Source organism: Serratia sp. TSA_105.2 (genome assembly GCF_052692115.1).
In genome coordinates, this window is record NZ_JBQZFT010000001.1 from 948,214 (window position 1) to 974,574 (window position 26,361).

The window sequence follows — 26,361 nt, forward strand, 5'->3', positions numbered from 1 at the left end:
CCTGGGTTGGCCTCCGTATCAGAACTGCAAGTGTTCTGCGCGCACAATCATCGCCAGACCGGAAGAGAGCTGCACACGTACGCCATCTTTAGCGATTTCGAGTACGGTAGCATCCATCGCGCTCTTGCCTGCTCTGACTTTGATTTCCTGGCCAATTTGCAGTTTAGAGATATCCGTGACTGGCGCATAACGCGGCTGGTTTTCCTCTTTTGCTGCACGAGGTTGACGAGCGGGCTGTGGGCGAGTTTGTGGGCGTGGCTTGCGGTTTTCCGGCGCGGCTCCGCCTTCACGGCGTGCAGCAGGCTTTTTACCGGCTGGGCGCGGACGGCGCGGAGCGGCATCGGCGGACTCACCGGCGGCTTCACGTTTTTTGGCGTTTTGTTCGGCACGCTGTGCCTGAACGCGCGCTTTGGCTTCTTCAAGCTGCTGGCGAGCATGATCGACATGCTGCTGTTCCAGTTCACCGCACGGATTGCCGTCCAGATCGACGCGCTGCGCGCCAACCTTGACGCCGTACAGGTAACGCCAGCTTGAGGTGTACAGGCGCAGGGCAGAACGCAATTGCGTTTTGCTGAGATTCTCTTCCCCCTGCACGCGCTCTACCAAATCCTGAAAAATACCGATTTTCAGCGGACGAGCTTCGCCTTCGGCGCTAAAGCAGAGCGGAAAACGCTCGGCAAGAAAAGCAATGACTTCTTTACTAGAGTTCAACTTAGGTTGATTTTCCATGAAATTTCCTGATTACAACGGTATTGCCAACAAGCCACAGGCATGAACAGGCGTCATTATAATGACGCCATCGGTAATTGCCACGTTAACCGTCGATCAACTTGCCGCCACAGTCACATATTTCGCACTGTCGCACTGTTCCAGTTGCTCACAAAGCCCCGCCACCACTGCTTTCAGGCCCGCTTCGTCCTGTTCGTCGAAGCGTTGATAAACCGTGCTGTCGATATCCAAAACGCCGATCGCTCGGCCGCCAACCGCCAGCGGCAGCACGATTTCCGCGTTGCTGGCCGCATCGCAGGCGATGTGACCCGGGAACGCATGCACGTCGCCGACGCGCTGCACGCGATTTTCCGCCACCGCCGTGCCGCACACGCCCTTGCCCACCGGGATGCGCACGCAGGCGATCTTGCCCTGGAACGGCCCCAGCACCAGCTGGTCGCCCTCCATCAGATAGAAACCGACCCAGTTCACGTCATCCAGACGCTCGTTGATCAACGCGCTGGCGTTGGACAGCGCCGCGATAAAGTTGGTCTCTCCGCCGAGCAACGCGCTCAGGTCACGTTTTAATTCCGCGTAGAATTGTTCTTTTGTCATGTGATAACCATTGAAACAGTGAAGATGGCCAGAAGCCCAAAGCTTAGGCCCTATAAAATAAGCATTAAATGCGTATAGCCACAAGGTTAATCATCTGTTGCTTCACAAAACCCTGTCGCTCGGGGTATGTTTGCCGCTCAGAATCCCGGTTTACCTCGTTTTACCGTCCGGCGCCCGATCGCCAGTGACGCGGCCGGTTTATTTTTCAGCTACGCTGACAGTTCCGGCGGGCTCAAGGGCAGCGACTTGTCAAAGATGAAAATACACGCGATCACCGCCCCCCTTTCCAAAGCGCGCCACCAGCGCTGCTGCGAATGCGACCTGCTGTTCGTGCTGCCGCCGCTCAGCGGCAACCAGGCTGCCTATTGCCCGCGTTGCAACGCCAAGGTGGTGAACGGCCGCGACTGGTCGATGACGCGCCTGACCGCCATGGCGATCGCCATGCTGCTGCTGATGCCGTTCGCTTTCACCGAACCGCTGATCAGCATCCGCCTGCTCGGCACGCGCATCGACGCCAGTTTGCTGGAAGGCATCTGGCAGATGAGCCGTCAGGGCGACCCGCTCACCGCCAGCATGGTGGCGTTCTGCACCCTCGGCGCCCCGCTGACGCTGGCGCTGTCGCTGCTGTACCTGCGCTTCGGCCACGCGCTCGGCATGAACCTGCGCCCGGTGCTGCTGATGCTGGAACGGCTGAAAGAGTGGGTGATGCTGGACATCTATCTGATCGGCATGGCGGTGGCGGCGATCAAGGTGCAGGATTACGCCGATATCCAGGCGGGCAGCGCGCTGATCGCTTACCTGTCGCTCACCCTGCTCAGCATCCTGACGCTGATCCACGTCAATCTGGAGCAGCTGTGGGAGCGTTACTACCCGCAGGAGCAGCCGGAAGGCCCGCCGGCGGCGCTGCATATTTGCCTGTCCTGTCACTATACCGGCTACCCCGACGCGCGCGGCCGCTGCCCGCGCTGCCACGTGCCGATGTGCCACCGCCAGCCTTACAGCCTGCAGAAAACCTGGGCGGCGCTGATCGCGGCGATGATCCTGCTGATACCGGCCAACCTGCTGCCGATTTCCATCATTTACGCCAACGGCGTGCGCCTCGAAGACACCATCTTCTCCGGCGTGGTCTCGCTGGCCACCTCCGGCAACGTGCCGATCGCCGCCATCGTGTTCATCGCCAGCGTGCTGGTGCCCTTTACCAAGGTAATCGTGCTGATCACGCTGCTGTTCAGCATTCACTTCAAAACCTCGCACAGCCTGAAGACGCGCATTCGTCTGCTGCGCCTGGTCACCTGGATCGGCCGCTGGTCGATGCTGGATCTGTTCGTTATCGCCTTGATGATGTCGCTGGTAAACCGCGACCAACTGTTATCTTTTACTATGGGACCGGCCGCGTTTTACTTTGGCTCGGCGGTCATTTTGACTATTCTTGCCGTTGAGTGGCTGGATAGCCGATTGATTTGGGATGCACATGCAACAGGAAACGCCGACTACACCGACTGAAGCGCGGGTCAAGAACAAGCGCCGCATTTCACCGTTCTGGTTACTGCCGTTCATCGCCCTGCTGATCGCCGGGTGGCTGGTCTATAACAATTTCCAGGAGCGCGGCACCACCGTCACCATCGATTTCCAATCGGCGGCGGGCATCGTCGCCGGCCGCACGCCGGTGCGCTACCAGGGCGTTGACGTCGGCACGGTGCAGAAGATCAGCCTGAGCAAAGATCTGCGCAGCATCGTGGTGGAAGCCAGCATCAAAAGCGATCTGGAAGACTCGCTGCGCGAAGGCACTCAGTTCTGGCTGGTGACGCCCAAAGCCTCGCTGGCCGGGGTCTCCGGGCTCGATGCGCTGGTCGGCGGCAACTATATCGGCATGATGCCCGGCAGCGGCAAGGCGCAAACCCACTTCGCCGCGCTCGATACCCAGCCGAAATACCGCCTGAACACCGGCGAGCTGATGATTCACCTGCACGCCGACGACCTGGGCTCGCTCAACAGCGGCTCACTGGTCTACTACCGTAAAATCCCGGTCGGCAAGGTGTACGACTACACCATCAGCGAAGGCAACAAGGGCGTGACCATCGACGTGCTGATCGATCGCCGCTTCGCCAACCTGGTGAAAAATAACAGCCGCTTCTGGAACGTCTCCGGCTTCAAGGGCGACTTCAGCCTGTCCGGCGCAACGGTACAGATGGAGAGCCTGGCGGCGCTGGTCAACGGCGCCATCGCCTTCGATTCGCCGGCCGATGGCCAGCAGGCCAAGGGTGACCAGAGCTATGCCCTGTACCCCGATCTGGCCCACAGCCAGCGCGGCGTCAATATCCTGCTGGATCTGCCGAGCGGCAACAGCCTGAGTGAAAACCGTACGCCGTTGATGTACCAGGGGCTGCAGGTCGGCACCCTGACCAAGCTGACGTTGCAGCAGGACAGCAAAGTGGTCGGTGAACTGACCATCGATCCTTCGGTAGTCGATCTGATGCGCAGCGGCACCCGCATCGTGATGCGCAGCCCGCGCATCAGCCTCAACGACGCCAAACTCAGCCAGCTGCTGACCGGCACCACGCTGGAGCTGATACCGGGCGAAGGCGAGCCGCAGCAGCGCTTCAACGTGCTGGACAGCAGTGAAACGCTGTTGCAACAGCCTGGCGTGTTGACCGTCACGCTGAATGCGCCGCAAAGCTACGGCATCGACGTAGGGCAACCGCTGGTGGTGCACGGCGTGAAAGTCGGCCAGATCCTGAGCCGCACCCTGACCGCCGGCGGCGTGGTGTTCACCGCCGCCATCGACGCCCAATATCGCGGCCTGCTGCACAAAGACAGCAAATTCGTGGTCAACAGCCGCCTCGATGTCAAGCTGGGCATCGACGGTATGGAAGTGCTCGGCGCCAGCGCCCAGGAGTGGGTAGACGGCGGCGTGCGCATTATTCCCGGCAGCAAGGGGGAGCCGGGCGGCCAATACCCGCTGTACGCCAACAGCGAAAAAGCCGAGGAAGGCATCGTCGGCAACGCGCCGGCCACCACCCTGACCCTCAGCGCCACCAGCCTGCCGGACGTGCAGGCCGGCTCGGTAGTGCTATACCGCAAATTCCAGGTAGGCGAGATCGTCAACGTTCGGCCGAAGGCCAACGAGTTTGAGGTGGACGTTTACATCAGCCCGGAATACCGCAAGTTGCTGACGCGCGAAAGCATCTTCTGGGCCGAAGGCGGCGCCAAGGTGCAGCTCAACGGCAGCGGCCTGACGGTGCAGGCTTCGCCGCTTAACCGCGCGCTGAAAGGCGCCATCAGCTTCGACAACCTGCAGGGCGTAACGCTTAACAAGGGCGCCAACCGCGTGCTGTACGCCAGCGAAACCGCCGCCCGCGCGGTGGGCAGCCAAATCACGTTGAAAACCTACGACGCCAGCAAGCTGTCGGCGGGCATGCCGCTGCGCTACCTCGGCATCGACGTCGGCCAGGTGGAGTCGCTGCAGCTGGCGCCGGAACGCAACGAAGTGTTGGCCAAAGCGGTGCTGTATCCGGAATACGTGCAGACCTTCGCGCGCCTGGGTAGCCGCTTCTCGATCGTTTCGCCGGAGATCTCCGCCGCCGGCGTCAGCAACCTCGATACCCTGCTCCAGCCTTATATCAACGTGGAGCCGGGGCGCGGCCGCGAGCTGCGCACCTTCGAACTGCAGCAGGCCAGCATCACCGACTCGCGCTATCTCGACGGCCTGAGCGTGGTGCTCGACGCCGCCGAAACCGGCTCGCTGCAGATCGGCACGCCGGTGTTGTTCCGCGGCGTAGAGGTCGGCACCATCACCGGCTTCTACCTTGGCGCCATGTCCGACCGGGTGCACGTCGCGCTGCGCATCAGCAAGAAGTATCAACACCTGGTACGCAACAACAGCGTGTTCTGGCTGGCTTCGGGGTACAACCTGCAGTTCGGCCTGACCGGCGGCGTGATCAAGAGCGGCACCTTCCAGCAGTTCATCCGCGGCGGTATCGCCTTCGCCACGCCGCCGACCATTCCGCTGGCACCGAAAGCCACGCCGAACAAACACTTCCTGCTGAATCCGGAAGAGCCGAAGGACTGGAAAACCTGGGGCACCGCCATTCCGCGCGATTAAATTTCGCGTTTTCCTCAGGGCCTGGCCATGCCGGGCCCTGTTTTTTTCCGCTTTGTGATAAACTCTCGCCCTTGTCTTTATTGCACCCTGAGAGTTCGCCCCGTGGCCAAATCCACCGCCGTTTTTCTGCCCCCCGCTTTCCTTGACGCCACCCGCGCCATCATGCCCGCCGAGCTGGCGATGGACGATTTTATCGCCGCCTGCCAGCGCCCGCTGCGCCGCAGCCTGCGCGTCAACACGCTGAAAATCAGCGTCGCCGACTTCCTGGCGCTAGTGCAGGATTACGACTGGCGACTGGAGCCCATTCCCTGGTGCGCGGAAGGGTTCTGGATCGAGCGCGACGATGAAGAACTGCGCCTGGGCAGCGCCGCCGAACACCTGAGCGGCCTGTTCTACATTCAGGAGGCCAGTTCTATGCTGCCGGTCAGTGCGCTGTTCGCGGGCGGCGCGGCACCGAATCGGGTGCTGGACGTGGCGGCGGCGCCGGGCTCCAAAACCACCCAGATCGCCGCGTTGATGGGCAACCAGGGCGGCATCGTCGCCAACGAATACTCCGCCAGCCGGGTGAAAGTGCTGCACGCCAATATCAGCCGCTGTGGCGTGAAGAACACCGCGCTGACCCACTTTGACGGCCGGGTGTTCGGCGCCGCGCTGCCAGAGAGCTTCGACGCCATTCTGCTCGACGCCCCCTGCTCCGGCGAAGGCGTGGTACGCAAAGATCCGGACGCCATGAGCAACTGGTCGCCGGACAGCGTCGCCGAGATCGCCGCCACCCAGCGCGAGCTGATCGACAGCGCGTTTCATGCGCTGGCGCCGGGCGGCGTGATGGTGTACTCCACCTGCACGCTCAATGCGCAGGAAAACCAGCAGGTGGTGCACTGGCTGCTGGATACCTATGGCGACGCGGTCAGCGTCGAGCCGCTGGGTGCGCTGTTCCCCGGCGCCGACAAGGCGCTGACCGCCGAAGGCTTTCTGCACGTCTTCCCGCAGATTTACGACAGCGAAGGATTTTTCGTCGCCCGCCTGCGCAAACAGCGCGCCGTGGCACCGTTGGCGAAGCCGACTTACAAGGTGGGTAAATTCCCGTTCAGCCCGCTGTCCGGCAAAGAGGCGGCGCTGGTCGCCCAAGCCGCCGCCGCATCCGGCTTAACCTGGGGCGATGACAGCCGGCTGTGGGAGCGCGACAAGGAACTCTGGCTGTTCCCGGCCGAGCTGGAACCGCTGTTCGGCAAGGTGCGCTTCTCACGTATCGGCCTCAAGCTGGCGGAACGTTTCCCGAAAGGTTTCCGCTGGCAACACGAAGCGGCGATCGCCCTCGCGGGCACCGGCGGCAAAACGCATTTCGAGTTGGACGCCGCGCTGGCGCAGGAGTGGTATCACGGCCGCGATCTCTACCCGGAGCAGCCGCCGGCCGGCGATGAATGCATCGTCACCTACCAGGGCCAGCCGCTGGGCATCGCCAAGCGCATCGGCAGCCGCATCAAGAACAACCTGCCGCGCGAGCTGGTGCGCGATGGCGCGCTGGACTTCCACCTGTAAACAATATCGCGCCGGGGAATGAAGCTCCCCGGCGATAAAATAACGCTAATAATATTCCCATCGCCGTTCGTTATTATTCTAATCATTTCACTTTATCGGTATACCTCGCCCACAAGCCCCGTCAGCCGTGGGGTGAGAATAAAAAGTTTCTCGCTTTCATCAAGACAATTCCCGATTCTTATTCTATTAATTAAAGTGCAGCTAAATGAATACGTTCAACCCACCTCTGGGTGGCGTCTTTGCGGGCTTTCTCTCATACGGCAAGGAATATAAGATGAAAAAAACTCTGATGGCATTGACCTCGGTAGCAACCCTGCTGTGCGCCAACGGCGCGGCTAACGCAGCAGGCACCATTCAAGGCACGTTAGGCGTGACGCTGACCATCGGCGCCGGTTGCGTCGTGGGGGGCGGCAACAGCAGCGGTTCCGTCAACGACTTCGGCTCCATCAGCTTCGGCACTTACTCTTCACTGGCCAACATTATCGACGCCAGCGCCACCGGCGCAGGGGGGGCCGGTACGCTGTCATTGACCTGCACCACCGGCACAGACTACACGGTGGCGCTGGACAACGGGCTCCACGTTACTTCAGGCACCCAACGCCGCATGGCCAGCACCGCAGGCGCATTCATCAGCTATAACCTTTACCAGGATGCCGCACGCACCACCTCCTGGGGCAGCGGCGCCAACGCGCTGACCGGCACCGGTACCGGCGCCGCCGTTCCGCTGATCGTGTATGGCCGCGTACCGGCGGCCGGTTCCACCCCGGCGGCGGACACCTATAACGATACCGTCACGATGACGGTCACCTGGTAACGGTGCGGCGCGCGCTTTGCTGCTGCGGATTATGGGCGTGCAGCCTGTTGGCGCAGGCCGACAGCAAAACGGCGACCCTTGGCGTCAGCGCGACCTTGCTCAGCGCTTGTGAAGCCGGCAGCAGCTCAGGCGGCAACGTCAGCTTCGGCACACTGAATTTCGGCACGCTGTATTTTCTCAGCACCGCAACCAGCGTCGCCGGGCAGCAAAACGCCGGCGCCATTCGGGTGAAATGCACCAACGGCACCAGCTACAGCGTTCTGCTGGGCGGCGGGCAAAGCGGCAATACCGCTGCCCGCTACCTGCAAAGCGCGGCCGGCCAACGGGTGAATTACAACCTGTACACCAACGCCGCCCACAGCACCATTTGGGATAATCTGACGGGCGTGTCACAAACCGCCAACGGTTCGGACAACTGGCTGCCGGTCTATGGCATGATTCCGGCGCAGTCCACGCCCCCGACAGGCAGCTACACCGATACGGTACAGGTCACGATCAATTGGTAATGACGATGCGCGCTCCAATTTGCGGTTTGCTGTTTTGCCTGTCGCTTTCGCCGGCCCAAAGCGATACCGGCGTCAACGACTTGACCAAAAGCCAGCCGTTCACCGTCAATGCAACCGTGGTAAAAGGCTGCGTATTAGGCAGCGGCGTCAGTGACGTGACCACCTTCGGTACCCTGAACTTCGGCCAACTGTCCTCGCTGAGCAACGCAGTCAGCGTCGTCTCCAGCAGCGGCGCCGGCTCGGTGCTGTTTCGCTGCAACCCGGGGCTGAGCGTTACGCTGGCCCTCGGCGTCGGCAATCATGTGACCGGATCCATCGCCGGCGGCAGAAAATTACAAAACGCCGTCACGTCGGAAACGCTGCTGTATCAACTTTATCAAGACAGCAACTACGCCACCCTTTGGGGAGATGGCGCCAACGGCGGCGCGGCGCAGACCGTCGCAGCCACCGGCAGCACGCAAGAAATCAAGGTTTACGCCCGTCTGTTTTCGACCAGTACCCTGCCCACCAGTGGCGTTTACAGCGATACGGTCTTGTTGACGGTCACTTATTAAGTTTTTTGCAATAAGGATTGAGTTATGCGCATACCCTTCCGTCTGCCGTTAACGGCAGCCTTGCTTCTGGCAAGCCAGCAGCACGCCCTGGCCGCGGCTTCCATTCTCATCTGGCCGATCGATCCGGTGATTGAAGATCAACAGCAGGCCACCGCGCTGTGGCTGGAAAATCGCGACAGCAAACCGGTCTATATGCAAATTCGCGTGTTGGGTTGGCAGCAAACCGCCGGCAAAGACGATTACAGCAACCAAAGCGACGTGATCGCCAGCCCGCCGGTGGCGTCGATCGCGCCAGGCAAACGCCAGCTGATACGCCTGATCAAACAGTCGGCCCCGGCGGCGGGACAGGAGCGCGCCTACCGCATTTTGGTCGATGAAGTGCCGGTGAAAGAACAATCATCGGATGCCGCCCCCGGCGGTGCGGAGATGGGGCTGAAATTCCAGATGCGCTACTCGGTGCCGCTGTTCGTCAGCGGCAAGGGCATTTGGACCAAGCAGGACAGCGAAAAACCGCGCGATTACGCGACCGCCAGCCAACCCCGACTCAGCTATCGTCTACAGCAGCAAAGCAGCGAACGCTGGCTGGAGGTGCGAAATCAAGGCGCTGTGCATGCCCGTATTTCGAAAGTGACGCTGCAAGGCCGCAGCCTGAATCTCGGCCTGATGGGATACGTGCTGCCCGGTTCGCAGATGCGCTTCGCCTTGCCGCCCGCCGGCGGTTTCAGCAGCGGCAAGCTGATGGCCACGGTCAATGACAACAAACAGCCCGTAGCCATTCCGTCTTATTGAGGCCCAGGTGCAGCCGACAGGGAGGCTATCGACGCGGCGCTTCAGCCTTAGGCCGCTGGCGTTTGCCATGCTGAGCATGGCGGCCGGCGGCTGGCTGCCGTTTGCGCTCGGTGACGATCTGCCGCCGCCGCCCCGCGCCGTCAGCATGCCGGACACCACGCTGTATCTGGAGCCGGTCGTCAACGGGCGCCAAACCGGCAACGTCGTGCCCGTCAACTACCGCGGCGGCCATTACTACATGACGCCCCGGCAACTGCTCGATGCCGGGCTGCCGGTAGCGGATAAACAGGCGAAAGAAATCGCCGTCGATCGGCTGGAGAAGGTGGATGTCAGCTACAGCGGCGAGAACCAGCAGTTGCTGATCAACGTGCCCAACGACTGGTTGCCGCAGCAAACCATCGGCGCCCATTCACCGTTGCAGCGCTTGCCGGCGCAAAGCAGCCTGGGTTTGCTGTTCAACTACGACATCTATGCCAGCCAAAGCAACGGCAATGGCCGGCCGGGCTACCTATCGGCGTGGAGCGAGCAGCGGTTGTTCGACGGGTTCGGCGTCATCGCCAACACTGGCATCTACCGCAGCGGGTTTAACGGCGGGCCAAACGACGATGGCGGCCGCTATATTCGGTACGACAGCTACTGGCGTTTCAACGATGACCAGCGGATGCTGAGTGTGATCGCCGGAGACCTTACCACCGGCTCGCTCCCCTGGAGCAGCGCCGTGCGCATCGGCGGCTTGCAATTGGCGCGCAATTTCGCGGTGCGCCCGGATCTTATCACCTACCCGCTGCCACAGTTTTCCGGCCAGGCGGCATTGCCCAGCAGCGTCGATTTATACATCAACAGCTATAAAAACAGCACCACCAACATCAATCCCGGGCCATTCACCCTCAACAGCGTGCCCTACATTAACGGCGCGGGTCAGGCCACCGTCGTCACCACCGACGCCCTCGGCCGCCAGGTCAGTACCACGGTACCGTTCTACGTGGCCAGTAACCTGCTGCAGACCGGCATGAGCGATTTCAGCATTTCCACCGGCTTGCTGCGGCGCAACTACGGGTTGAATTCTGCCGATTACGGGCAATGGGTAGGCAGCGCCAGCTTACGTTACGGCGTCACTGATTGGTTAACCCTGGAAGGACGCGCCGAAGGCGCCGCCGAATTGGCAGTCGGCGGCGGCGGCGCCGACATTCGCGTCGGGCAATGGGGGGTTCTCAACGCGTCCTACAGCGTCAGCCAGGCGGGCGACGAGGCGTTTAACGGCGGCCGGCCGATACAATCCCCCACCTATTACGACCCGCTGACCGGCAGACCGTTGCAACAGCCGGATCCCCAGCCCGTCTATCGCTACACCGGCAATCACGGCGATCAGAGCAGTTTTGGCTACACCTACAGCAACCAACGTTTCAGCCTCAACGCGCAACGCATTCTGCGCAGCGCCGATTTTGGCGACATTTCCGTGTATAAAAGCGACTACCGTCTGAGCCGTCGCACCGATCAGTTAACCGGCAGCGTCAGCCTGGGCCGGCTCGGCAGCCTCGGCGCCGGTTATTTTGACGTTCGCGACGCCATTGCCCAACGAACCCGCCTGGTGAACCTGTCCTACAGTGTGTCGCTTTGGCGCAACAGCAGCCTGTACGCCTCGCTGAACCGGGAAATCGGCAGCTGCGGTTACAGCGCCCAACTGCAGCTCACCATTCCGTTCGACAGTTGGGGCACCGCCAGCCTCAGCGCCGCGCGCGACAGCAACAACCGCTGGAGCGAACGCGTCAGCTACAGCCGCGCCGCGCCGACCGATGGCGGTTTCGGCTGGAATCTGGCCTACGCCAACAACCCGAGCGGCGGCGATTACCGCCAGGCGGATCTGACCTGGCGCACCCGCAGGCTCGAAGCCCGAGCGGGCGTATACGGCACCCGCGATGAGACCAACCACTGGGGAGAAATCAGCGGTTCGCTGGTGGCGATGAACGGCGGCGTGTACGCCACCAACACCATCAACGACGCCTTTGCGCTGGTGTCCACGCAAGGATACGCCGACATTCCGGTAAGCTATGAGAACCAGCCGATCGGCAGGACCGATGCCCAGGGCTATTTACTGGTGCCGACCGTCACCTCTTACTACCATGCGAAATTCCAGATTGATCCGCTCAGCCTACCCGCCGACGTCGCGCTGCCGACGGTGGAGAAAACCGTCGCCATTCGCGATCACAGCGGTTTTCTGGTTGAGTTCCCTATTCAACCCATCTCTGCCGCCGACGTCGAACTGGTTGACAAGCAAGGCAAACCGTTGGCCAACGGCAGCCAGGTGGCGGTGGTTGGCGGCAATCAACAGAGCTATGTGGGTTGGGATGGCATGACCTATATCGACCCGGTGCAACAACACAATCGCCTGAGCGTGATCCCGGCCGACGGCGGCCCGCCGTGCCAGGCGGAATTCAGCCTGGCTAAGCCTCAGGGCATCCAGCGCGTCGGCCCGGTTGTCTGCCGCTAATTCAACGACGGAGAGTCACTATGTTTCGGGGATTGAAAGCCTTATTGTTAACCCTCTTGCTGCTGATCTGTCAGCGCGCATTCGCCGACTGCGCCACCACCAACGGCACCGTCACCTTACCGGGGAGCAGCTCTTTCGTGGTCTACAACGGGCAGATTAACGCCCAGGGCACTGCCGGCCTCAATTGCACCGGGCTCGGGCTCAGTTTGCTCACGCAAAACACCGTTACGGTCAAGATCGCCTCCACCACCAATAATATGGCGGTCGCCAACACCGACGGTTCCGGCGATAAAATCGCTTACCTGATCTATCCCGACGCCAACTACCAATATCCCTACAGCATCGGCCAAACCATCGACTACAGCTCGCTGAACCTGCTGTCGCTGATCCTGATTTCCTCCAACGTCAACTTTCCGCTGTATATCAAAACCACCGCCGGCGCCAACGTGCGCGCAGGCACCTATACCGACAGCATCAACCTGATCTGGAACTACCATATCTGTGGCCTGGGCCTGATCGGGCTGTGCATCTGGTGGGACGGTGTGAACCAGGCCAGCACCGTCACCGTCACCGTGGCGATCACCAAAGACTGCCTGATCGGCACCGCCCCCAACGTCAACTTTGGCAGCATGGCGTTGGTCGGGCAGTTCAATCCTGTCAATCAGAGCATCACCCTGACCTGCACCAAAACCGAGGGATACAACACCTATTTCACCAACGGCAATAACCCGGTCACCGGTTGGCGGCGGATGAAAAGCGGCACCAGCAATTTCATGCAGTACCAGATTTACTTGCCTAATACGACGACCGTTTGGGATAGCACCAACAAACAGAGCGGCGCCGGCACCGGGCTGGCGCAAAGCATCCCGTATAAGGCGGCGGTCAATGCGGCGCAGACGGAAGTGGCGGTCGGCAGCTATCAAGACAACCTCAGTTTTGTGGTGGAGTACTAGACACGGTGCTTCGCCGTCGTGGAAATTGTTTCCAAAATGTAATTTTTATGTGGCATTTTTTGCTCACTTGGCTATGCTCATACCGATGGCCTTACTGGTCCAACCTCCTACCACACCATTGAGCAAGGAGTTCCCATGAGCAAAACCGTCGTAAAAATTGGCAGCTTCGAGGTCGATGACGCGCATCTTCACGCCGGCGCCGATCGTGCCGGCACCCTGAGCATTCCCTGCAAGTCCGATCCGGATCTGTGCATGCAACTGGACGGCTGGGATGAACACACCAGCATTCCGGCGATCCTCGACGGCAAACAGTCGCTGCTGTACAAGCAGCACTACGACCGGCAGTCGGACGCCTGGGTGATGCGGCTGGCATGAAAATGCATCAGAACTGCTGACGACGCGCTGTTTTCATCGGAAACAGCGCGTTTTTTTATGCGATGGCGATGCCGCGGCCGGCAAAGAAAGGGGCGAAGCGGTTGAGCGGCAGCTGTACCCGTTCGCGCGTCGCCGGGCTGTCGCCCGAAGGGTTGTGAAAGGTCACGCTTTGCGTATCGGCGGCGGTGATCAGCACCAGATGCCCACCCCGCTGCGGCGGCAGGCTCTCGGGCCGGCGAATGGAGGGATGCACCGAGGCGATAAAGTAGCGGTATTCGCTAAGCAGCGCCGGCACGTCAGCGGCCTCCAGCCCCACCTTCACCTCCGCTTGCAGCGCAAACTGTTCGCGCACGTACTCGACGAACGGCGCGTAAATCAGCCCTTTGATCCGTTCCCCCTCGCGCACATAGGCGCCGTAAGGCAGGCTGCGCCGCGCCAGCTCAAGCAGCGGCGGCGCTTCGCCGTCGCGGTGGCCCAGCACCATTTTCAGGCAGGCCATGCCGCACACGTGGTTGGCCCACTCGACGTACTCCGCCCGATCGCGGGCGCCGCTGCGCGCCCAATGCTCGTCTTGCGCCAGCGTCATGCGGCCGGCGATCAGTTCGGCGGCCAGCTCCGGGCTTGCCCACTGGCATTCGTAGGGAACGGCGCGCATCCGTTTAGAACTTGTCGACGACGTTGAAATTCATCAGCACCAGCGTCATGTCCGGCGAGAACAGATCGTACTCTTCGAAGAAGCGCTGCAGCTCTTTGCGCCAATGCGCCAGCGAACGATCGCCCTCGCCTTCGGCAAAGGCGTGCGCTTCATCGACCTGATCGTACGTTTTCATTTCCACCGCGGTCAGTTCAACCGCGCAGACCGGTTCACCCTTGCCGTCCACCACCAGGAACAGATCGCCGGCCTGCGGGATCCCTTCGCCGTCCAGGTTGGAACAGGTGGCCGTTTTGGTGCCATTGAGGATCAATTGCACCACTTCATCGGCCTGCTGCTCGGTATCGCCGAACGCCCAGCGCTCAAGGTGCTCGTATTTCTGTGGAATTGCCGTCGCCATGATTATACCTTTAGAAAAAATGCATCAATGCAGACAGGATAGTACAACGTATTGCCGGCCGTCTGCATCCGTCGCAAGCGCGACTGCGCGTTCCGCCACCGCCGCCTTTACGCGTTTTTACCGTTCTTCGCTGTGCCTGCCGCGCTGCCGGGCGCATACTGTGGACATTATTCACCCAATGGCAACCGCCAGGCGGCAACATGCGGCAAAACGACATCGATGCTGACGATACCTTCAGCGATTTACTCAACGGCGTCGCCCTGGTGACGCTTTTCCTCATCGCTCTCGTCGGCGGGTGGTACTTCAGTTAAGGGGGCAACGTGGCAACAAAACGCATGGGCAACAAACTCAGTAAAATGGTGGTGGTGTTGCTGCTGATCTGCCTGGCGTTGCTGCTGTTGCGTTGGGCGGCGATCGCCTTCGGTTAATCTCGCGAAACGACGCCGGCCAAGCGCCGGCGCCCTGTTCACCGCCGCCGCGGCGCGGTCGGCTCCAGTAGCTCCCGCAAATAGGCCAAACGCGCCTCTCCCTGCGGTAACCACCGGCGGCACAGCCAATGCTGCGCTTCACCCGTGCGGCTCAGGCGGTAGTACTCCGCCAAGGTTTCGACCCAGTTCATGATGTTTTCTCCTGCTTTTCGACACCGCAAGTATTGAGCGTAAAAACCAGAAGAAATACTGATGGCTTGTTTTTTATGCTTCCTGTTTTAGGCAGCCGGTAGCGAAGCCGCAGTTCAGCTGCTACATTGGGCAAAAATCAACCAACCGAGGTAGGCCATGACGTTCTCGGAACAGGAGATTAAACCGGTATGGGATGAGGTCGCACGCCTGATCGGCGACGGCGTGATGCAGCTGCGCCATCGTGGCGAAGCGCTGTCGGTGGAAACGCTGGAAAAACATCTGGCGCGGCAATTGGCGGACAGCAACGATATCGAACGGCGCATCCTGCTCGGCGCCGCCATCAACATGCTGAAAGGCGGTAAATGAATCGCCAACCGAAAAGGTTGGCGATCCGACAGAAGCCCGAGGTATGCAAGCCCGGCCTTCTGCGCGCTACTATGTCACGCTAATATGACGTAATTAATAGGAATTGTCGGGTTTTTACCCCAAACGCCCTATTTTTGTTGCCTGCATTACGCCAGCACGAAATCGCCGGCATCCAGCGGCTGCCCCACCACTTTCACCAGGAAATCGCTGCCGCCAAAGGCGCCGCCCAGGTTGATCGCCACGTCGCTGACGTGATTTTGCGCGTCATAGCTCAGCATCGCTTCACCCGCCTTGCCGCTGAACTGATCGACGAAGCGAATGCCGTCGGCGCTTCCGGTGTTGAACAGCGTCAGATCAATCTTGTCTTCACCGCGCACGAAGTCGCGGATCCAATCCGGCGCCGCCGCCGTCGATTCATCCGCCGCGAAATAGACGAAGGTGTCCTTGCCGGCGCCGCCCCACAGCTGATCCGCCCCTTTACCGCCGTACAGCACATCATCGCCCGCGCCGCCCTTGAGCACGTTATCGGCGGCGTTGCCCACCAGCACATCGTTGCCCGATCCGCCGATGGCGTTTTCAATCGTCACGCCCGCGGCGATAGACACGTTGCCTTTCAGGCCGCCAACGTCCGAAAACGCTTTTTCATTCAGGTTGATGCGCTGATTCTGGCCGAAGCCGGAGAAGTCGAAGGTGTCGTTACCGCCGGCATCCCAGGCGGTGAAGACAATCTTGTCCTGCGCGCCGGTGGCGGTGAGGAAGTCGCGATCGGTATTGGAATTGAAACCGTAGATCGTATCGCCGGTGCGGGTGTTCATGTTGGCGCCGTAGAAGTGCTGGATCGCCGTGATGTCGTTGAGCAGCGGCCCGGAAGAGTAAGCGCCTTTAAAGTCCTGCCCGGTGTTGCTTTCACTGAAATAGCTCATCACGCTGTGGGCGCGGCTGTCCTCGAAATAGGTTGCGTCCTTGCCGTAGGTGATGCTGACGCCCGGCGCGGCGTTATAGTCGCCCGGATGCTGCAGCCCCAGCGCATGGCCGATTTCATGGGTGAAGGTCTGGCGGCCGTACTCGTTCTCATGGATCTGGTTGTTGACGAAGGTGTGGTTCTTGGCGTTATACCAGGTTTGCCCGGCAACCGAAGGCGAGGTGTCCGGGTTATACGCAAAGGCATAGGAGCCGCGCGAGCTGTAGTCGAACAGGCCGAATTTAATATTGGCGGCGGCGGTGTTGCTGGTTTCGGTAAAGGTGATATTGGCCACGTCGGACCATGACTGCAACGACAGTTTGGCCTGCTCACGCTGTTCGGCATTGAAGCTGCTGAAGCCGCTGATGCCCATGCTCGACATGTTGCTCGGCGCCTTTTCCCAGAAGCTGAAGGTCAGGGAGACCGGCGTGTCGGTCACGCCCTTGTCGTGCCAACTGCGATCGCCGCGCACCAGCTCCAGGCCGGCGTTTTCGAACGTTTTCGACGGGTGAAGCACGGTAATGGTGTCGTCTTCATCGGGTTTATAAGCGCCCAACAAGGCTAATACGCCTTCGGCCTTAACGGAAGCATTGCTTGATGACATAACCTTATCTCCATATTCGTCAATTCAATCGGGGGGATGCCCCAACTGGCGGATTGCCTGAACGGCAGCGGCCCGGTGTTGAATCAATACGGGGATATCGGTAATGCGGTGGCGCCTTCCCTCGGCACTCTGAATGAGAACGATAATCCCTTAAGAGAAAAGAATAGACACATTTTCGCCGAGTACAGAATTTTCTTAGATAAAGTACGGCTATGCATTTGCACCATACGAATGATTTTCAAGGTAATCATCAGCATTATCACGATAAGCGGAAAAAACGCATAAAAAAACCGGGGCAATCCAACCCCGGCTATCCATAAGAAATTCTGGACTCAGACTAACCAACCGAGCAGCAGCGTCGCGCCGATGACCGTGGATGCGCCGCCGATGCGCGTGGCGATTTGGGCGAACGGCATCAGCCCCATGCGGTTCGACGCCGACAGGATCGCCACGTCACCGGTGCCGCCCAGGCCGCTGTGACAACAGGTGACGATCGCCGCTTCCACCGGGAACATCTTCAGGTAAGGCGCAATCAGGAAACTGACCAGCCCCATCGACAGCACCACCGCGCCGCAGACCACCACATAACCGACCGAAAACACCGCCACCACGCTTTCCAGCGGCACGTACAGCATGCCCAGACCGATCATCAACGGCCACACCAGCGCGGTGGAGACGAACTTGTAGAAACTGTGCGCGCCGGTTTCCATCGAAGCCGGGATCACCCGGCAGTACTTGCACAGCACCGCAAACAGGATCATCAGCACCGGGCCGGGAATATGCACGATGTGTTCGAACAGGCCGCCGACGATAAAGAAGGCGCAGATCACCAGCAGCCCGCCGCCCATCAGTTGGAAATCGACGTTGCCACTTTGCTCCTTGATGGCGAACATCGCGTTCTCCTGCGCCGAGCGGATCAGCATGCCGTCGCCGCTCAGTGCCTTGCGCTGCATGCCGATGCGAGCCAGCACCCCTGCGGTCACGATGGCGAAGATATTGCCCAGCACCGCCGCCGGCGCCAGCTGCGCAACGTAGACGTCCGGCGTTGCTCCCAGGATCGCCGAATAGGCCAGCGACAGCGGTAAAATCCCCTCGCCGATGCCGCCGCCGATGATTGGCACGATGATGAAGAAGAAGGTGTGATAGAAGGTAAAACCGAACAGCTTGCCCACCAGCAGCCCGGTGATCACCGCCGTCACCGTACCGACCACCAAGGGCACGAACATGCGAATCATCCCCTGGATCAGGATCACCCGGTTCATGCCGAGAATGCTGCCGACCACCAGACTGGCGATGACGAAATACAGCAGGTTGGCGTCTTTCATCAGCAAATGGACGGTGCCCATGACGTTAGGCTGGAAGACATTGAAATAGACCAGCACCGACGGCACCATCAAGCACAGAATGGCCGGCCCGCCGATATCGCGCAGCACGGGAATGCTTTTTCCCAACTGCGCCAGCGCAAAGCCCAGCGTCATTATCACCGCCAGGCCGCCGATCATATTCTTCGGCAGGAAGTTGGCATAGGCGGAAATCGCCACGATCGCGCAAATCGTGATAAACAACGCGATCGGTACCGCACCGATATCTATTTGACGAAGTTGATTAATTAATCCTGAGGATTCGGACGATGCCGTATTTTTATCACAGGCCAGTTCTGCATTTATCTGTTTCATTATTCACCCTGCTGACAAGCGTACAGTACGGTTAGATTCACCTGGCGCAACGATCCTGCCATAGCCAAGCAAAAACAAATGATTACGAAAAACCCTATTGTGGATTTCGCTTTTTCTAATAAGAAATAAAACAGTAGACAGCTCTGACGATATGATAAAAAATAAAAATGCAAAACTAAATTACGCCGGCGGAATTTAATATTGTGACCCTCCGCCAAGGTTAGTTTTAATTAATTATCGTCAGCATTTTGTAATTAAAGTAATCGGGTTTAAATTCGCTGCTATGCTATAGGAGGGCGAAAAAGCCCCCTGCTTTATTAATAAAGAACCGGAAACGCATTAGCTGAATCCGGTCAGCTTGATCCGAACCTTAATCCTGCGCGCGGCACCGCACGGGAAAGAGGCATAATATGACTCATAAGGAAGTAGAATATGTCTTCACGCGCTGTTACCCCACAAACCCTCGCTCGCTACGGCATTCATCAGGCCGCCGACGTCGTCTATAACCCCAGCTATGAATTACTGTTCGCCGAAGAGACCCGCGCCGACCTGCCGCCGCTGGAACGCGGCACCCTCACCCAGTTGGGTGCGGTCAACGTCGCGACCGGTGAATTCACCGGCCGTTCGCCGAAGGACAAATACATCGTGCGCGACGACACCACGCGCGATACCGTCTGGTGGTCGGACAACGGCACCGGCAAAAATGACAACCAGCCGCTCTCCCCGGAAGTCTGGCAGCATCTGAAGACGTTGGTGGGCAACCAGCTCTCCGGCAAGCGTTTGTTCGTAGTGGACGCGTTCTGCGGCGCCAACGCCGACACGCGCCTGAAAGTGCGCTTCATCACCGAGGTGGCCTGGCAGGCGCACTTCGTGAAAAACATGTTTATCCGCCCAAGCGACGCCGAACTGGCGGACTTCGAGCCGGACTTCGTGGTGATGAACGGCGCCAAATGCACCAACCCTGACTGGCAGCAGCAAGGGCTGCATTCGGAGAACTTCGTTGCCTTCAACCTGACGGAACGCATGCAGCTGATCGGCGGCACCTGGTACGGCGGCGAGATGAAGAAAGGCCTGTTCTCGATCATGAACTACCTGCTGCCGCTGAAGGGCATCGCCTCGATGCACTGCTCGGCCAACGTCGGTGAGCAAGGCGACGTGGCGGTGTTCTTCGGCCTGTCCGGCACCGGCAAAACCACCCTCTCCACCGATCCGAAGCGCCAGCTGATCGGCGATGACGAGCACGGCTGGGACGACGACGGCGTGTTCAACTTCGAAGGCGGCTGCTACGCCAAGACCATCAAGCTGTCGCCGCAGGCGGAGCCGGAAATCTATCAGGCGATCCGCCGCGATGCGCTGCTGGAAAACGTCACCGTGCTGGCCGACGGCAGCATCGACTTCGACGACGCCAGCAAGACCGAGAACACCCGCGTCTCTTACCCGATTTATCACATCGAGAACATCGTCAAACCGGTGTCCAAAGCCGGCCATGCGCGCAAGATCATCTTCCTGACCGCCGACGCCTTCGGCGTACTGCCACCGGTATCGCGCCTGACGCCTGAGCAGACCCAGTACCACTTCCTGTCCGGTTTCACCGCCAAGCTGGCCGGCACCGAGCGCGGCATCACCGCGCCGACGCCGACCTTCTCCGCCTGCTTCGGCGCCGCGTTCCTGACGCTGCACCCGACGCAGTACGCCGAAGTGCTGGTGAAACGCATGGAGGCCGCCGGCGCCCAGGCTTATCTGGTCAACACCGGCTGGAACGGCAGCGGCAAACGTATTTCGATCAAGGATACGCGCGGCATTATCGATGCCATTCTGAATGGCGACATTGAGCAGGCCGAGACCTTCACGCTGCCAATCTTCGGGCTGGACGTGCCGACCGCGCTGCCGGGGGTCGATCCGTCGATTCTCGATCCGCGCAAAACCTACGCCGACGAATCGCTGTGGCAGGAGAAGGCGCAGGATCTGGCACAGCGCTTTATCGATAACTTCGCCAAATATACCGTCACCCCGGCGGGCGAAAAACTGGTGAACGCCGGGCCTAAACTGTAAAACAACCAGGGCGCCGCGGCGCCCTTCATACCTGTCTGCAAGGGCTGAACCCTCGGCCCTTGTCTCACGCCGCCGACGGCACGAAAACGCCGCGAAAACGCATGTTGCCAGAGGCGAGCCGCTCATAAGCCTCCGTGGCTTGATCCAGCGTGAAAGTCTCGATCATCGGCTTCACTTTGCCTCTCGCCGCCAGGTTCAGCACTTCACTCAGGTATTGCTGCCCGCCATGGGTGGAACCGATCACCCGCTGACGCATCATATGGAACGGCACACCTTCGGAAGAGATCGCGAACGGTTTGCTGAAGTCCAGCCCACACAGCACGACGCGGCCATCGACCCGCAAGCCACTCATCGCCTCCTGTGCGGAGTCGAAGTCATTGGTGGTCACCAACAGAATGTCCGCGCCGCCGCTCTCCCGCAGCGCCTGGCCGGAAACGAAGATGCGATCGGCGCCCAGTTGCTTCGCCAGCGCATGTTTGTCCGGTGAGTGGGTGATCGCCACCGTGTCGAAACCACAGGCTTTGGAGAGCTGCAACGCGACGTGCCCCAGCCCGCCGATGCCCAACACCGCGACAGTTTCATGCGGTTGCGGCGCAGCATCACGCAGCCCGCTCCAGGTGGTGTAGCCTGCGCACATCATCGGTGCGGCATCGGTGTAGGACAACCCATCCGGCAATAACACCGTACCTTCGGCGGCGATGGCGATATATTCGGCGTGACCGCCCTGGGCAGAAAAACCGGTGGTGCGCGGCGCCGGGCAGTTCATCGCCGTTTGCCCGGTCAGCGGCCGGCTCTCGCGGCAATACGGGCAACGGCCGCAGGACGATTGTACCCAAGTGGTGCCGACGCGATCGCCAATCTGCCGCGTATGCACGCCGGCGCCCACCTCAATGACTTCCCCCACCACTTCATGACCGGGCGTTTGCGGGTAAATATCGCCGCCATATCCTTGCGTCGCCCATACGTCGGTATAGCACATGCCCGAGGCGTGCACTTTGACCAGAACCTGACCCGGCTCTGCACGGGGCATCGGCACCAGCTTAACTTCCCAGGGCCGGTTGGCGCCGGTCATAACCACCGCTTTCATCTTCTTTTCCATCATCAACGCCTCGCTGCATTGTGGCGCCCGGCGATTGCCCGGCGTCTCCTCATGAGCGTAAGGCAGGCTCTACGCCACAACAATGCAGGCAAAGCTCACTGTAGAGATGAATGCGGCTCACTAATTGGCGCAGTCAAAAGCAGAACTCGCACGCATCAGGACTGCGCCGCGCGCAAATACCCGATCAACGCCTTCAGCGCGCCTGAAACGTGGCGATGGCCGGAGTAGTAGAGGCACAATCCCGGATAAGCCGGACACCATGCGTCCAGCGCACGCTCCAGACGCCCGTCGTGCAGCGCTTCAAGCGCCAAATGCTCAGGCACGAAAGCGATACCGATACCGTCAATGGCGGCGTCCACCATCAGCGGCTGATCGGTCAGCGTCAGCGAACCGGTCACGCCGATCGACTCGCTCACGCCATCGCGTTCGAATTCCCAGCGGTAAATCGTGCCGCTGTCGAAGCGAAAGCGGATGCAGTTATGGTGCAGCAGATCCTGTGGCGTTGCCGGGCGGCCGCGGGCGGCGAAATAGCCGGGCGCGGCAATGACGACGAAACGCACTGGCGGGCTGACGCGCATCGCGATCATGTCCTGCGGCACGGCTTCCGCCAGCCGGATGCCGGCATCAAACCCCTCGGCGACGATATCACTCAGCTTCCCGTCGCAGACGATGTCCAGATGGATATGGGGGTGTTCGCGCAGGAAACCGGCCAGCAACGGACGCAACACCAGCCTGACCGCGCCTTCGCTGGCATTGATGCGCACCGTGCCGCTGGGCGTGGCGCGCCATTCATCCACTTCGTGCAACGCTTGCGAAATGGACGACAGCGCCGGACGCAGCTGTTCCGCCAGGCGCTCACCCGCTTCGGTCGGCGCCACGCTCCGCGTGGTGCGGTTGAGCAGCCTGACGCCGAGCCGTCGCTCCAGAGCCTTTATCGAGTGGCTGACCGCCGACGGCGTCACTTCCAGTTCCACCGCCGCCGCGTGAAAGCTGCGATGGGTGGCGACGGCCAGAAAAACGGTCAAGGCGAACAGATCGCCCTGTTTGAACGGGTAAGCAGCATTCATGGGGGCATCGCAAAACAGTGACATAAATTGAACAATTAACATGCCACAGATGAATGCGGCTCACAATGCGGCGCAATCCGCGTTTTCCCCGCGCAGCAAACCCGGCATGACCAGCGCCACCGCCGCCGCGATGCGCTCGTCGATCGCGCTGCCCGGCGGCAACATCCCCAGCGTCATCTGCCGCAGCGGTTCGGCGATGGCCATCGCCAACAGCAGGTCGCTGGTTTGCGGCCAGTCGCACTCACGCAGCCACCCGCACTGCTGCTGGCGCCATAGCCAGTCCGCCACCGTCGCCCGGCCGCGCTGAATGCCGTTGCGCTGGTAGCTGTCCAACAGCGCCTCACGCCCCGGAAACTCACTTTGCAGCAGCCGGAACATGCCCACAGCTTCGGCGCTCAGCACCTGCTGCGCGATGGCCTGCAGCCCCTTTTCCAACAGCGGCGCCACCGCCGCCTGCTGCCCGGCATTCTGGGCGAAGGCCGGCTGAAACGCCTCGGTCCAACCGCTTACCGCCTGCGCCACCAGCTCGTCGCGGTTGGCGGCAAAGCGATACAGGGTTTTTTTAGCCACCCCGGCGCGTTTCGCCACCGCATCCACCGTTGCTGCGGCATAGCCGCCGTCGAGCAACAGCGCCAACGTCGCCTGAACCAGCGCCGCGCGCAGCGCCGTTTCCGGCGTGGCCGGCCGGCCGCGAGCGCGCAGCGGTTCTTCATTCGGGTTCGCCATATTTATTCCTCACAAGCGTTGACAGACACAGCATAGCGGCATAGCTTTATTTAGGAAACACAATTCGTTTCCAAAATAAAAAAGGAACCCATTATGACACATCCTTCCCTGCTGGCGCCGTGGGGCGTTAACGATATCAACGAGTTGCTCAGGCCCGAACCGCTGCGGCTGGAGATGGGGCTGAGCCGCAGCGCCGACGGCCTGCTGACCGTGGCGGTTCGTACCGACCTGCACGGCTGCAAAGGGCGCATGCTGGACTGGTGGTTCACCTTCTTCGAAACGACTCAGCATATCAACTGGTGGCACCCGCACGATCACGTCGAACACCGCGGCTGGGATCGCCACTGGAAAAAGGGGGAAAGCTACATCGGCGCCAGCATCGAGGCGGTCGAATGGCTGGCGGAGCTGCCGCCGGTCGCGGCGCGCCTCAAGTTTCACGCCGCCGAGGACTTCTTCTCACCGCAGCCGCTGCGCCAGGCACGCGACGCGCAGGCGCTTTCCGCCGCCGTTTGCGCGCGCATCGGCTTCGGTGACCAGGTGGCGCTGGATGACAACGGCGATCCCTGCGACGGCGAGATGCTGCACCTGGTGCGCGACACGCCCTATGGCTGCGTGCTGCGCAGCCGCTTCCTGCTGGGCAAAGCCTGCGCCAACGCCCACGACGAGCTGCCGGACGACATCGGCTTTAACCTGATGCGCCACTGCTACAACGAGTTCAGCTATCTGGCGCAGTTCCTGCCGTCGCTGTACTACGCCGAAAACGGCCGCGAACCGGCGCCGTTGCTCTGGTAATACGTCAGCGGGGACCTGTTAATTTTTCGCGATGCCGCTATAGTGATTTTCATCGCCATTCCCGCGTTTATGACGGAGAACTCATGGAAACCCCCTGCTATAGCGGCGGCTGCCTGTGCGGGCATATTCGCTTTCAGGCGCACGGCCTGCCTGGCAATCCGCACAGCTGTTCCTGCGATTTTTGCCGCCGCCACTCCGGCGCGCCGACGCTCTGTTGGGTCGAATTTCCGCGTCAGGCCATCGAGTGGAACGGCCCGGGCGGCATACCCACACTCTACCGTTCTTCACCCTATTCCAGCCGCGCCTTTTGCCCGCGCTGCGGCAGCACGCTGGGGGCGATCGACGACGAGCCGACGGTGGCGCTGGCCACCGGCAGCTTCGATCGGGCCGATCTGCCGGAGCTGTGCCCGACCTCACATGCGTTCGCCGATGTTTGCCCCGAATGGTGGCGTATCGACGGCATGCGCTGAACGCCTCACAGTTCCCGCTGAAATCAATTGATTGTTTTGTCGTATAAATTTAGAACTGACGAACAATAATTCAAAAGTATGGGAACGGGGATGAATCAACAGACTCTCGACGCGCGCCGCTCGCGTCAGGCGTTGCTGGCCGGCTCGGTCGGCAACTTTATCGAATGGTATGAGTTCGGGGTGTACGGGTTCCTGGCCACCGTTATCGCCGCCAATTTTTTCACGCTGCAGGGTGAAAACGAAATCACCAGCCTGCTCCTCACCTACGCCGCCTTCGCGCTGGCGTTTTTCTGTCGGCCGATCGGCGCGGTGATCTTCGGCCGCATCGGCGTTCGCATCGGCCGTCGCCCGACGCTGATTGCGGTTCTACTGTTGATGACGCTGGCCACCGCGCTGATCGGCGTCATGCCAACCTATGCCTCGATCGGCGTCGCCGCCCCGCTGCTGCTGACGCTGCTGCGCATGTTTCAGGGGCTGTTCGCCGGCGGCGAATTCGGCGGCGCCGTGTCGCTGATGACCGAGTTCGCCCCGAAGGGCAAGCGTGGGCTGTTCGGCGCCTGGCAGTCGCTGACCGTCGCGCTCGGCCTGCTGGCCGGCGCTGGGCTGGTGGCGCTGCTGGCCGCGCTGCTCAGCGCGCAGCAGCTGCATGACTGGGGCTGGCGCATTCCTTTCCTGCTGGCGCTGCCGATGGGCGCCGTGGCGCTGTGGCTGCGGCTCAAACTCGAAGAAACGCCCACGTTCACCCAGGCGCAGCAACATGCGGAACACGCCGCCCCGCCGCCGGAAGCGAAGCTGGGCGGCGTGGTGAAAACCATTCTGATCGGCATCGGCCGCATGATGGGCTGGTCGGCCGCCGGCTATACCTTCCTGGTGGTGATGCCTTCCTATTTGCAAACTTCATTGCACGCCACCTTCCAGCAGGCGCTGGTGGCGACGGTGCTGGCCAACGTCGGCTTCGCCCTGACCATTCTGCCGGCGGGCATCATCAGCGACAAACTGGGGCGTAAAACGGTGATGCTGACGGCAGTGGCGGCGGTGATCCTGTTCACCTTCCCGCTGCTGCACCTGTTGCAGGATGCGCAGAGTTCACTGTGGGCCAAAGGGCTGGCGGTCATGATCGCCGGCGCCGTAGTCGGCCTGCTGGCCGGCCCCGGCCCGGCGATGCTGGCGGAGATGTTCCCGACCCGGGTGCGCTATACCGGCTTGGGGCTGGCTTACTCGCTGTCCAATGCGGTGTTTTCCGGCTCGGCCGGGCTGATTATCACCGGCCTCATCAAACAGACCGGTAATATCGACATTCCCGCCTACTACGTGGTCGCCACCTCGGTGGTCAGCCTGTTTGCGCTGATGACGCTGCGCCGCGACGACCATCTGCGCTCGCTGAACGAACGTTAATCCTCGGGGGGCGCATCGCCCCCTTGCCAACGCGTGAT

At 60.8% G+C, this 26,361-nt stretch carries 26 protein-coding genes; 16 read left to right on the forward strand and 10 right to left on the reverse strand.

The features are described from left to right. Positions 1-18 precede the first annotated feature (18 nt). Complete coding sequence (gene proQ / locus ACUTSC_RS04300) at positions 19-729, reverse strand: RNA chaperone ProQ (protein ID WP_033638287.1); 711 nt, start codon at positions 727-729, stop codon at positions 19-21. Positions 730-825: 96 nt separating this feature from the next. After that, a complete protein-coding gene (locus ACUTSC_RS04305; RefSeq protein WP_019454877.1) occupies positions 826-1,323 on the reverse strand; it encodes a GAF domain-containing protein in 498 nt (165 codons plus the stop codon). A gap of 255 nt (positions 1,324-1,578) precedes the next feature. Between ACUTSC_RS04305 and yebS the strand changes: the two genes are divergently transcribed. The 10 genes from yebS to ACUTSC_RS04355 all read left to right on the forward strand — a co-directional run bounded on the left by yebS (position 1,579) and on the right by ACUTSC_RS04355 (position 13,443). Next, positions 1,579-2,826, forward strand: coding sequence for a membrane integrity lipid transport subunit YebS (gene yebS, locus ACUTSC_RS04310; protein ID WP_063990337.1), 1,248 nt, complete (start codon positions 1,579-1,581; stop codon positions 2,824-2,826). Further along, a complete protein-coding gene (locus ACUTSC_RS04315) occupies positions 2,795-5,425 on the forward strand; it encodes an MlaD family protein (protein WP_197767697.1) in 2,631 nt (876 codons plus the stop codon). The genes yebS and ACUTSC_RS04315 overlap by 32 nt, the downstream gene beginning before the upstream one ends. A 102-nt stretch (positions 5,426-5,527) precedes the next feature. After that, positions 5,528-6,964: a 16S rRNA (cytosine(1407)-C(5))-methyltransferase RsmF gene (gene rsmF / locus ACUTSC_RS04320; RefSeq protein ID WP_197767696.1), complete on the forward strand. Its 1,437-nt coding sequence runs from the start codon at positions 5,528-5,530 to the stop codon at positions 6,962-6,964. 274 nt (positions 6,965-7,238) lie between these two features. Then, positions 7,239-7,778, forward strand: a complete 540-nt coding sequence (locus tag ACUTSC_RS04325; protein WP_063989658.1) for a Csu type fimbrial protein — start codon at positions 7,239-7,241, stop codon at positions 7,776-7,778. A gap of 2 nt (positions 7,779-7,780) precedes the next feature. After that, positions 7,781-8,284, forward strand: a complete 504-nt coding sequence (locus ACUTSC_RS04330) for a Csu type fimbrial protein (RefSeq protein WP_025302583.1) — start codon at positions 7,781-7,783, stop codon at positions 8,282-8,284. A gap of 5 nt (positions 8,285-8,289) precedes the next feature. Continuing rightward, complete coding sequence (locus tag ACUTSC_RS04335; RefSeq protein WP_197767695.1) at positions 8,290-8,838, forward strand: spore coat protein U domain-containing protein; 549 nt, start codon at positions 8,290-8,292, stop codon at positions 8,836-8,838. 24 nt (positions 8,839-8,862) lie between these two features. Continuing rightward, the gene (locus tag ACUTSC_RS04340) at positions 8,863-9,627 is read left to right on the forward strand and encodes a fimbria/pilus periplasmic chaperone (protein ID WP_197767694.1); all 765 of its coding nucleotides are present in this window, start codon (positions 8,863-8,865) and stop codon (positions 9,625-9,627) included. Between the two features lie 67 nt (positions 9,628-9,694). Beyond that, the gene (locus ACUTSC_RS04345; protein ID WP_197767693.1) at positions 9,695-12,115 is read left to right on the forward strand and encodes a fimbria/pilus outer membrane usher protein; all 2,421 of its coding nucleotides are present in this window, start codon (positions 9,695-9,697) and stop codon (positions 12,113-12,115) included. 20 nt (positions 12,116-12,135) lie between these two features. Then, the gene (locus ACUTSC_RS04350; RefSeq protein WP_063989655.1) at positions 12,136-13,068 is read left to right on the forward strand and encodes a Csu type fimbrial protein; all 933 of its coding nucleotides are present in this window, start codon (positions 12,136-12,138) and stop codon (positions 13,066-13,068) included. 135 nt (positions 13,069-13,203) lie between these two features. Next, complete coding sequence (locus ACUTSC_RS04355; protein ID WP_063989654.1) at positions 13,204-13,443, forward strand: DUF1480 family protein; 240 nt, start codon at positions 13,204-13,206, stop codon at positions 13,441-13,443. 55 nt (positions 13,444-13,498) lie between these two features. On the opposite strand, the gene ACUTSC_RS04360 is transcribed toward ACUTSC_RS04355, so the two are convergent. Next, a complete protein-coding gene (locus ACUTSC_RS04360) occupies positions 13,499-14,098 on the reverse strand; it encodes a hypothetical protein (protein ID WP_197767692.1) in 600 nt (199 codons plus the stop codon). 4 nt (positions 14,099-14,102) lie between these two features. After that, on the reverse strand, positions 14,103-14,495 hold the full coding sequence (locus ACUTSC_RS04365) for an ASCH domain-containing protein (protein ID WP_049295454.1): 393 nt from the start codon (positions 14,493-14,495) through the stop codon (positions 14,103-14,105). A 335-nt stretch (positions 14,496-14,830) separates the two neighbouring features. Here ACUTSC_RS04365 and yniD point away from each other — a divergent pair, with 335 nt between their 5' ends. Continuing rightward, positions 14,831-14,923 carry a small membrane protein YniD gene (yniD, locus tag ACUTSC_RS04370; RefSeq protein ID WP_016928013.1) on the forward strand — a complete coding sequence of 31 codons (93 nt, stop codon included), beginning with the start codon at positions 14,831-14,833 and terminating at the stop codon, positions 14,921-14,923. A gap of 38 nt (positions 14,924-14,961) precedes the next feature. Here yniD and ACUTSC_RS04375 read toward each other — a convergent pair whose 3' ends face one another. Beyond that, on the reverse strand, positions 14,962-15,114 hold the full coding sequence (locus tag ACUTSC_RS04375) for a hypothetical protein (RefSeq protein ID WP_197767691.1): 153 nt from the start codon (positions 15,112-15,114) through the stop codon (positions 14,962-14,964). Between the two features lie 157 nt (positions 15,115-15,271). Between ACUTSC_RS04375 and ACUTSC_RS04380 the strand changes: the two genes are divergently transcribed. Continuing rightward, on the forward strand, positions 15,272-15,481 hold the full coding sequence (locus tag ACUTSC_RS04380; RefSeq protein WP_004931526.1) for a hypothetical protein: 210 nt from the start codon (positions 15,272-15,274) through the stop codon (positions 15,479-15,481). A gap of 146 nt (positions 15,482-15,627) precedes the next feature. Here the strand turns inward: ACUTSC_RS04380 and ACUTSC_RS04385 are convergent, their stop codons facing one another. Together ACUTSC_RS04385 and ACUTSC_RS04390 are read right to left on the reverse strand one after the other, a co-directional pair. Further along, positions 15,628-17,046 carry a serralysin family metalloprotease gene (locus ACUTSC_RS04385; protein ID WP_197772965.1) on the reverse strand — a complete coding sequence of 473 codons (1,419 nt, stop codon included), beginning with the start codon at positions 17,044-17,046 and terminating at the stop codon, positions 15,628-15,630. 332 nt (positions 17,047-17,378) lie between these two features. After that, a complete protein-coding gene (locus ACUTSC_RS04390) occupies positions 17,379-18,722 on the reverse strand; it encodes a 2-hydroxycarboxylate transporter family protein (protein ID WP_197767689.1) in 1,344 nt (447 codons plus the stop codon). 432 nt (positions 18,723-19,154) lie between these two features. Here ACUTSC_RS04390 and pckA point away from each other — a divergent pair, with 432 nt between their 5' ends. Continuing rightward, the gene (gene pckA / locus ACUTSC_RS04395; protein WP_174137079.1) at positions 19,155-20,774 is read left to right on the forward strand and encodes a phosphoenolpyruvate carboxykinase (ATP); all 1,620 of its coding nucleotides are present in this window, start codon (positions 19,155-19,157) and stop codon (positions 20,772-20,774) included. Between the two features lie 64 nt (positions 20,775-20,838). Here pckA and ACUTSC_RS04400 read toward each other — a convergent pair whose 3' ends face one another. From ACUTSC_RS04400 to ACUTSC_RS04410, 3 genes are all read right to left on the reverse strand, one after another. Further along, complete coding sequence (locus ACUTSC_RS04400; protein ID WP_033638757.1) at positions 20,839-21,861, reverse strand: alcohol dehydrogenase catalytic domain-containing protein; 1,023 nt, start codon at positions 21,859-21,861, stop codon at positions 20,839-20,841. Between the two features lie 167 nt (positions 21,862-22,028). Next, entirely contained in the window at positions 22,029-22,940 is a 912-nt protein-coding gene (locus ACUTSC_RS04405; RefSeq protein ID WP_033638269.1) for a LysR family transcriptional regulator, read from the reverse strand. A 60-nt stretch (positions 22,941-23,000) separates the two neighbouring features. Further along, the gene (locus ACUTSC_RS04410) at positions 23,001-23,666 is read right to left on the reverse strand and encodes a TetR family transcriptional regulator (protein ID WP_197767688.1); all 666 of its coding nucleotides are present in this window, start codon (positions 23,664-23,666) and stop codon (positions 23,001-23,003) included. 93 nt (positions 23,667-23,759) lie between these two features. Between ACUTSC_RS04410 and ACUTSC_RS04415 the strand changes: the two genes are divergently transcribed. The 3 genes from ACUTSC_RS04415 (at position 23,760) to ACUTSC_RS04425 (ending at position 26,323) form a co-directional block, all read left to right on the forward strand. Next, positions 23,760-24,458 (forward strand): DAPG hydrolase family protein, encoded by a 699-nt coding sequence (locus tag ACUTSC_RS04415; protein WP_197750420.1) that lies wholly within the window; start codon positions 23,760-23,762, stop codon positions 24,456-24,458. A gap of 83 nt (positions 24,459-24,541) precedes the next feature. Beyond that, complete coding sequence (locus ACUTSC_RS04420) at positions 24,542-24,928, forward strand: GFA family protein (protein WP_197767687.1); 387 nt, start codon at positions 24,542-24,544, stop codon at positions 24,926-24,928. Between the two features lie 90 nt (positions 24,929-25,018). Next, complete coding sequence (locus ACUTSC_RS04425) at positions 25,019-26,323, forward strand: MFS transporter (RefSeq protein WP_445653112.1); 1,305 nt, start codon at positions 25,019-25,021, stop codon at positions 26,321-26,323. Positions 26,324-26,361: the final 38 nt, after the last annotated feature.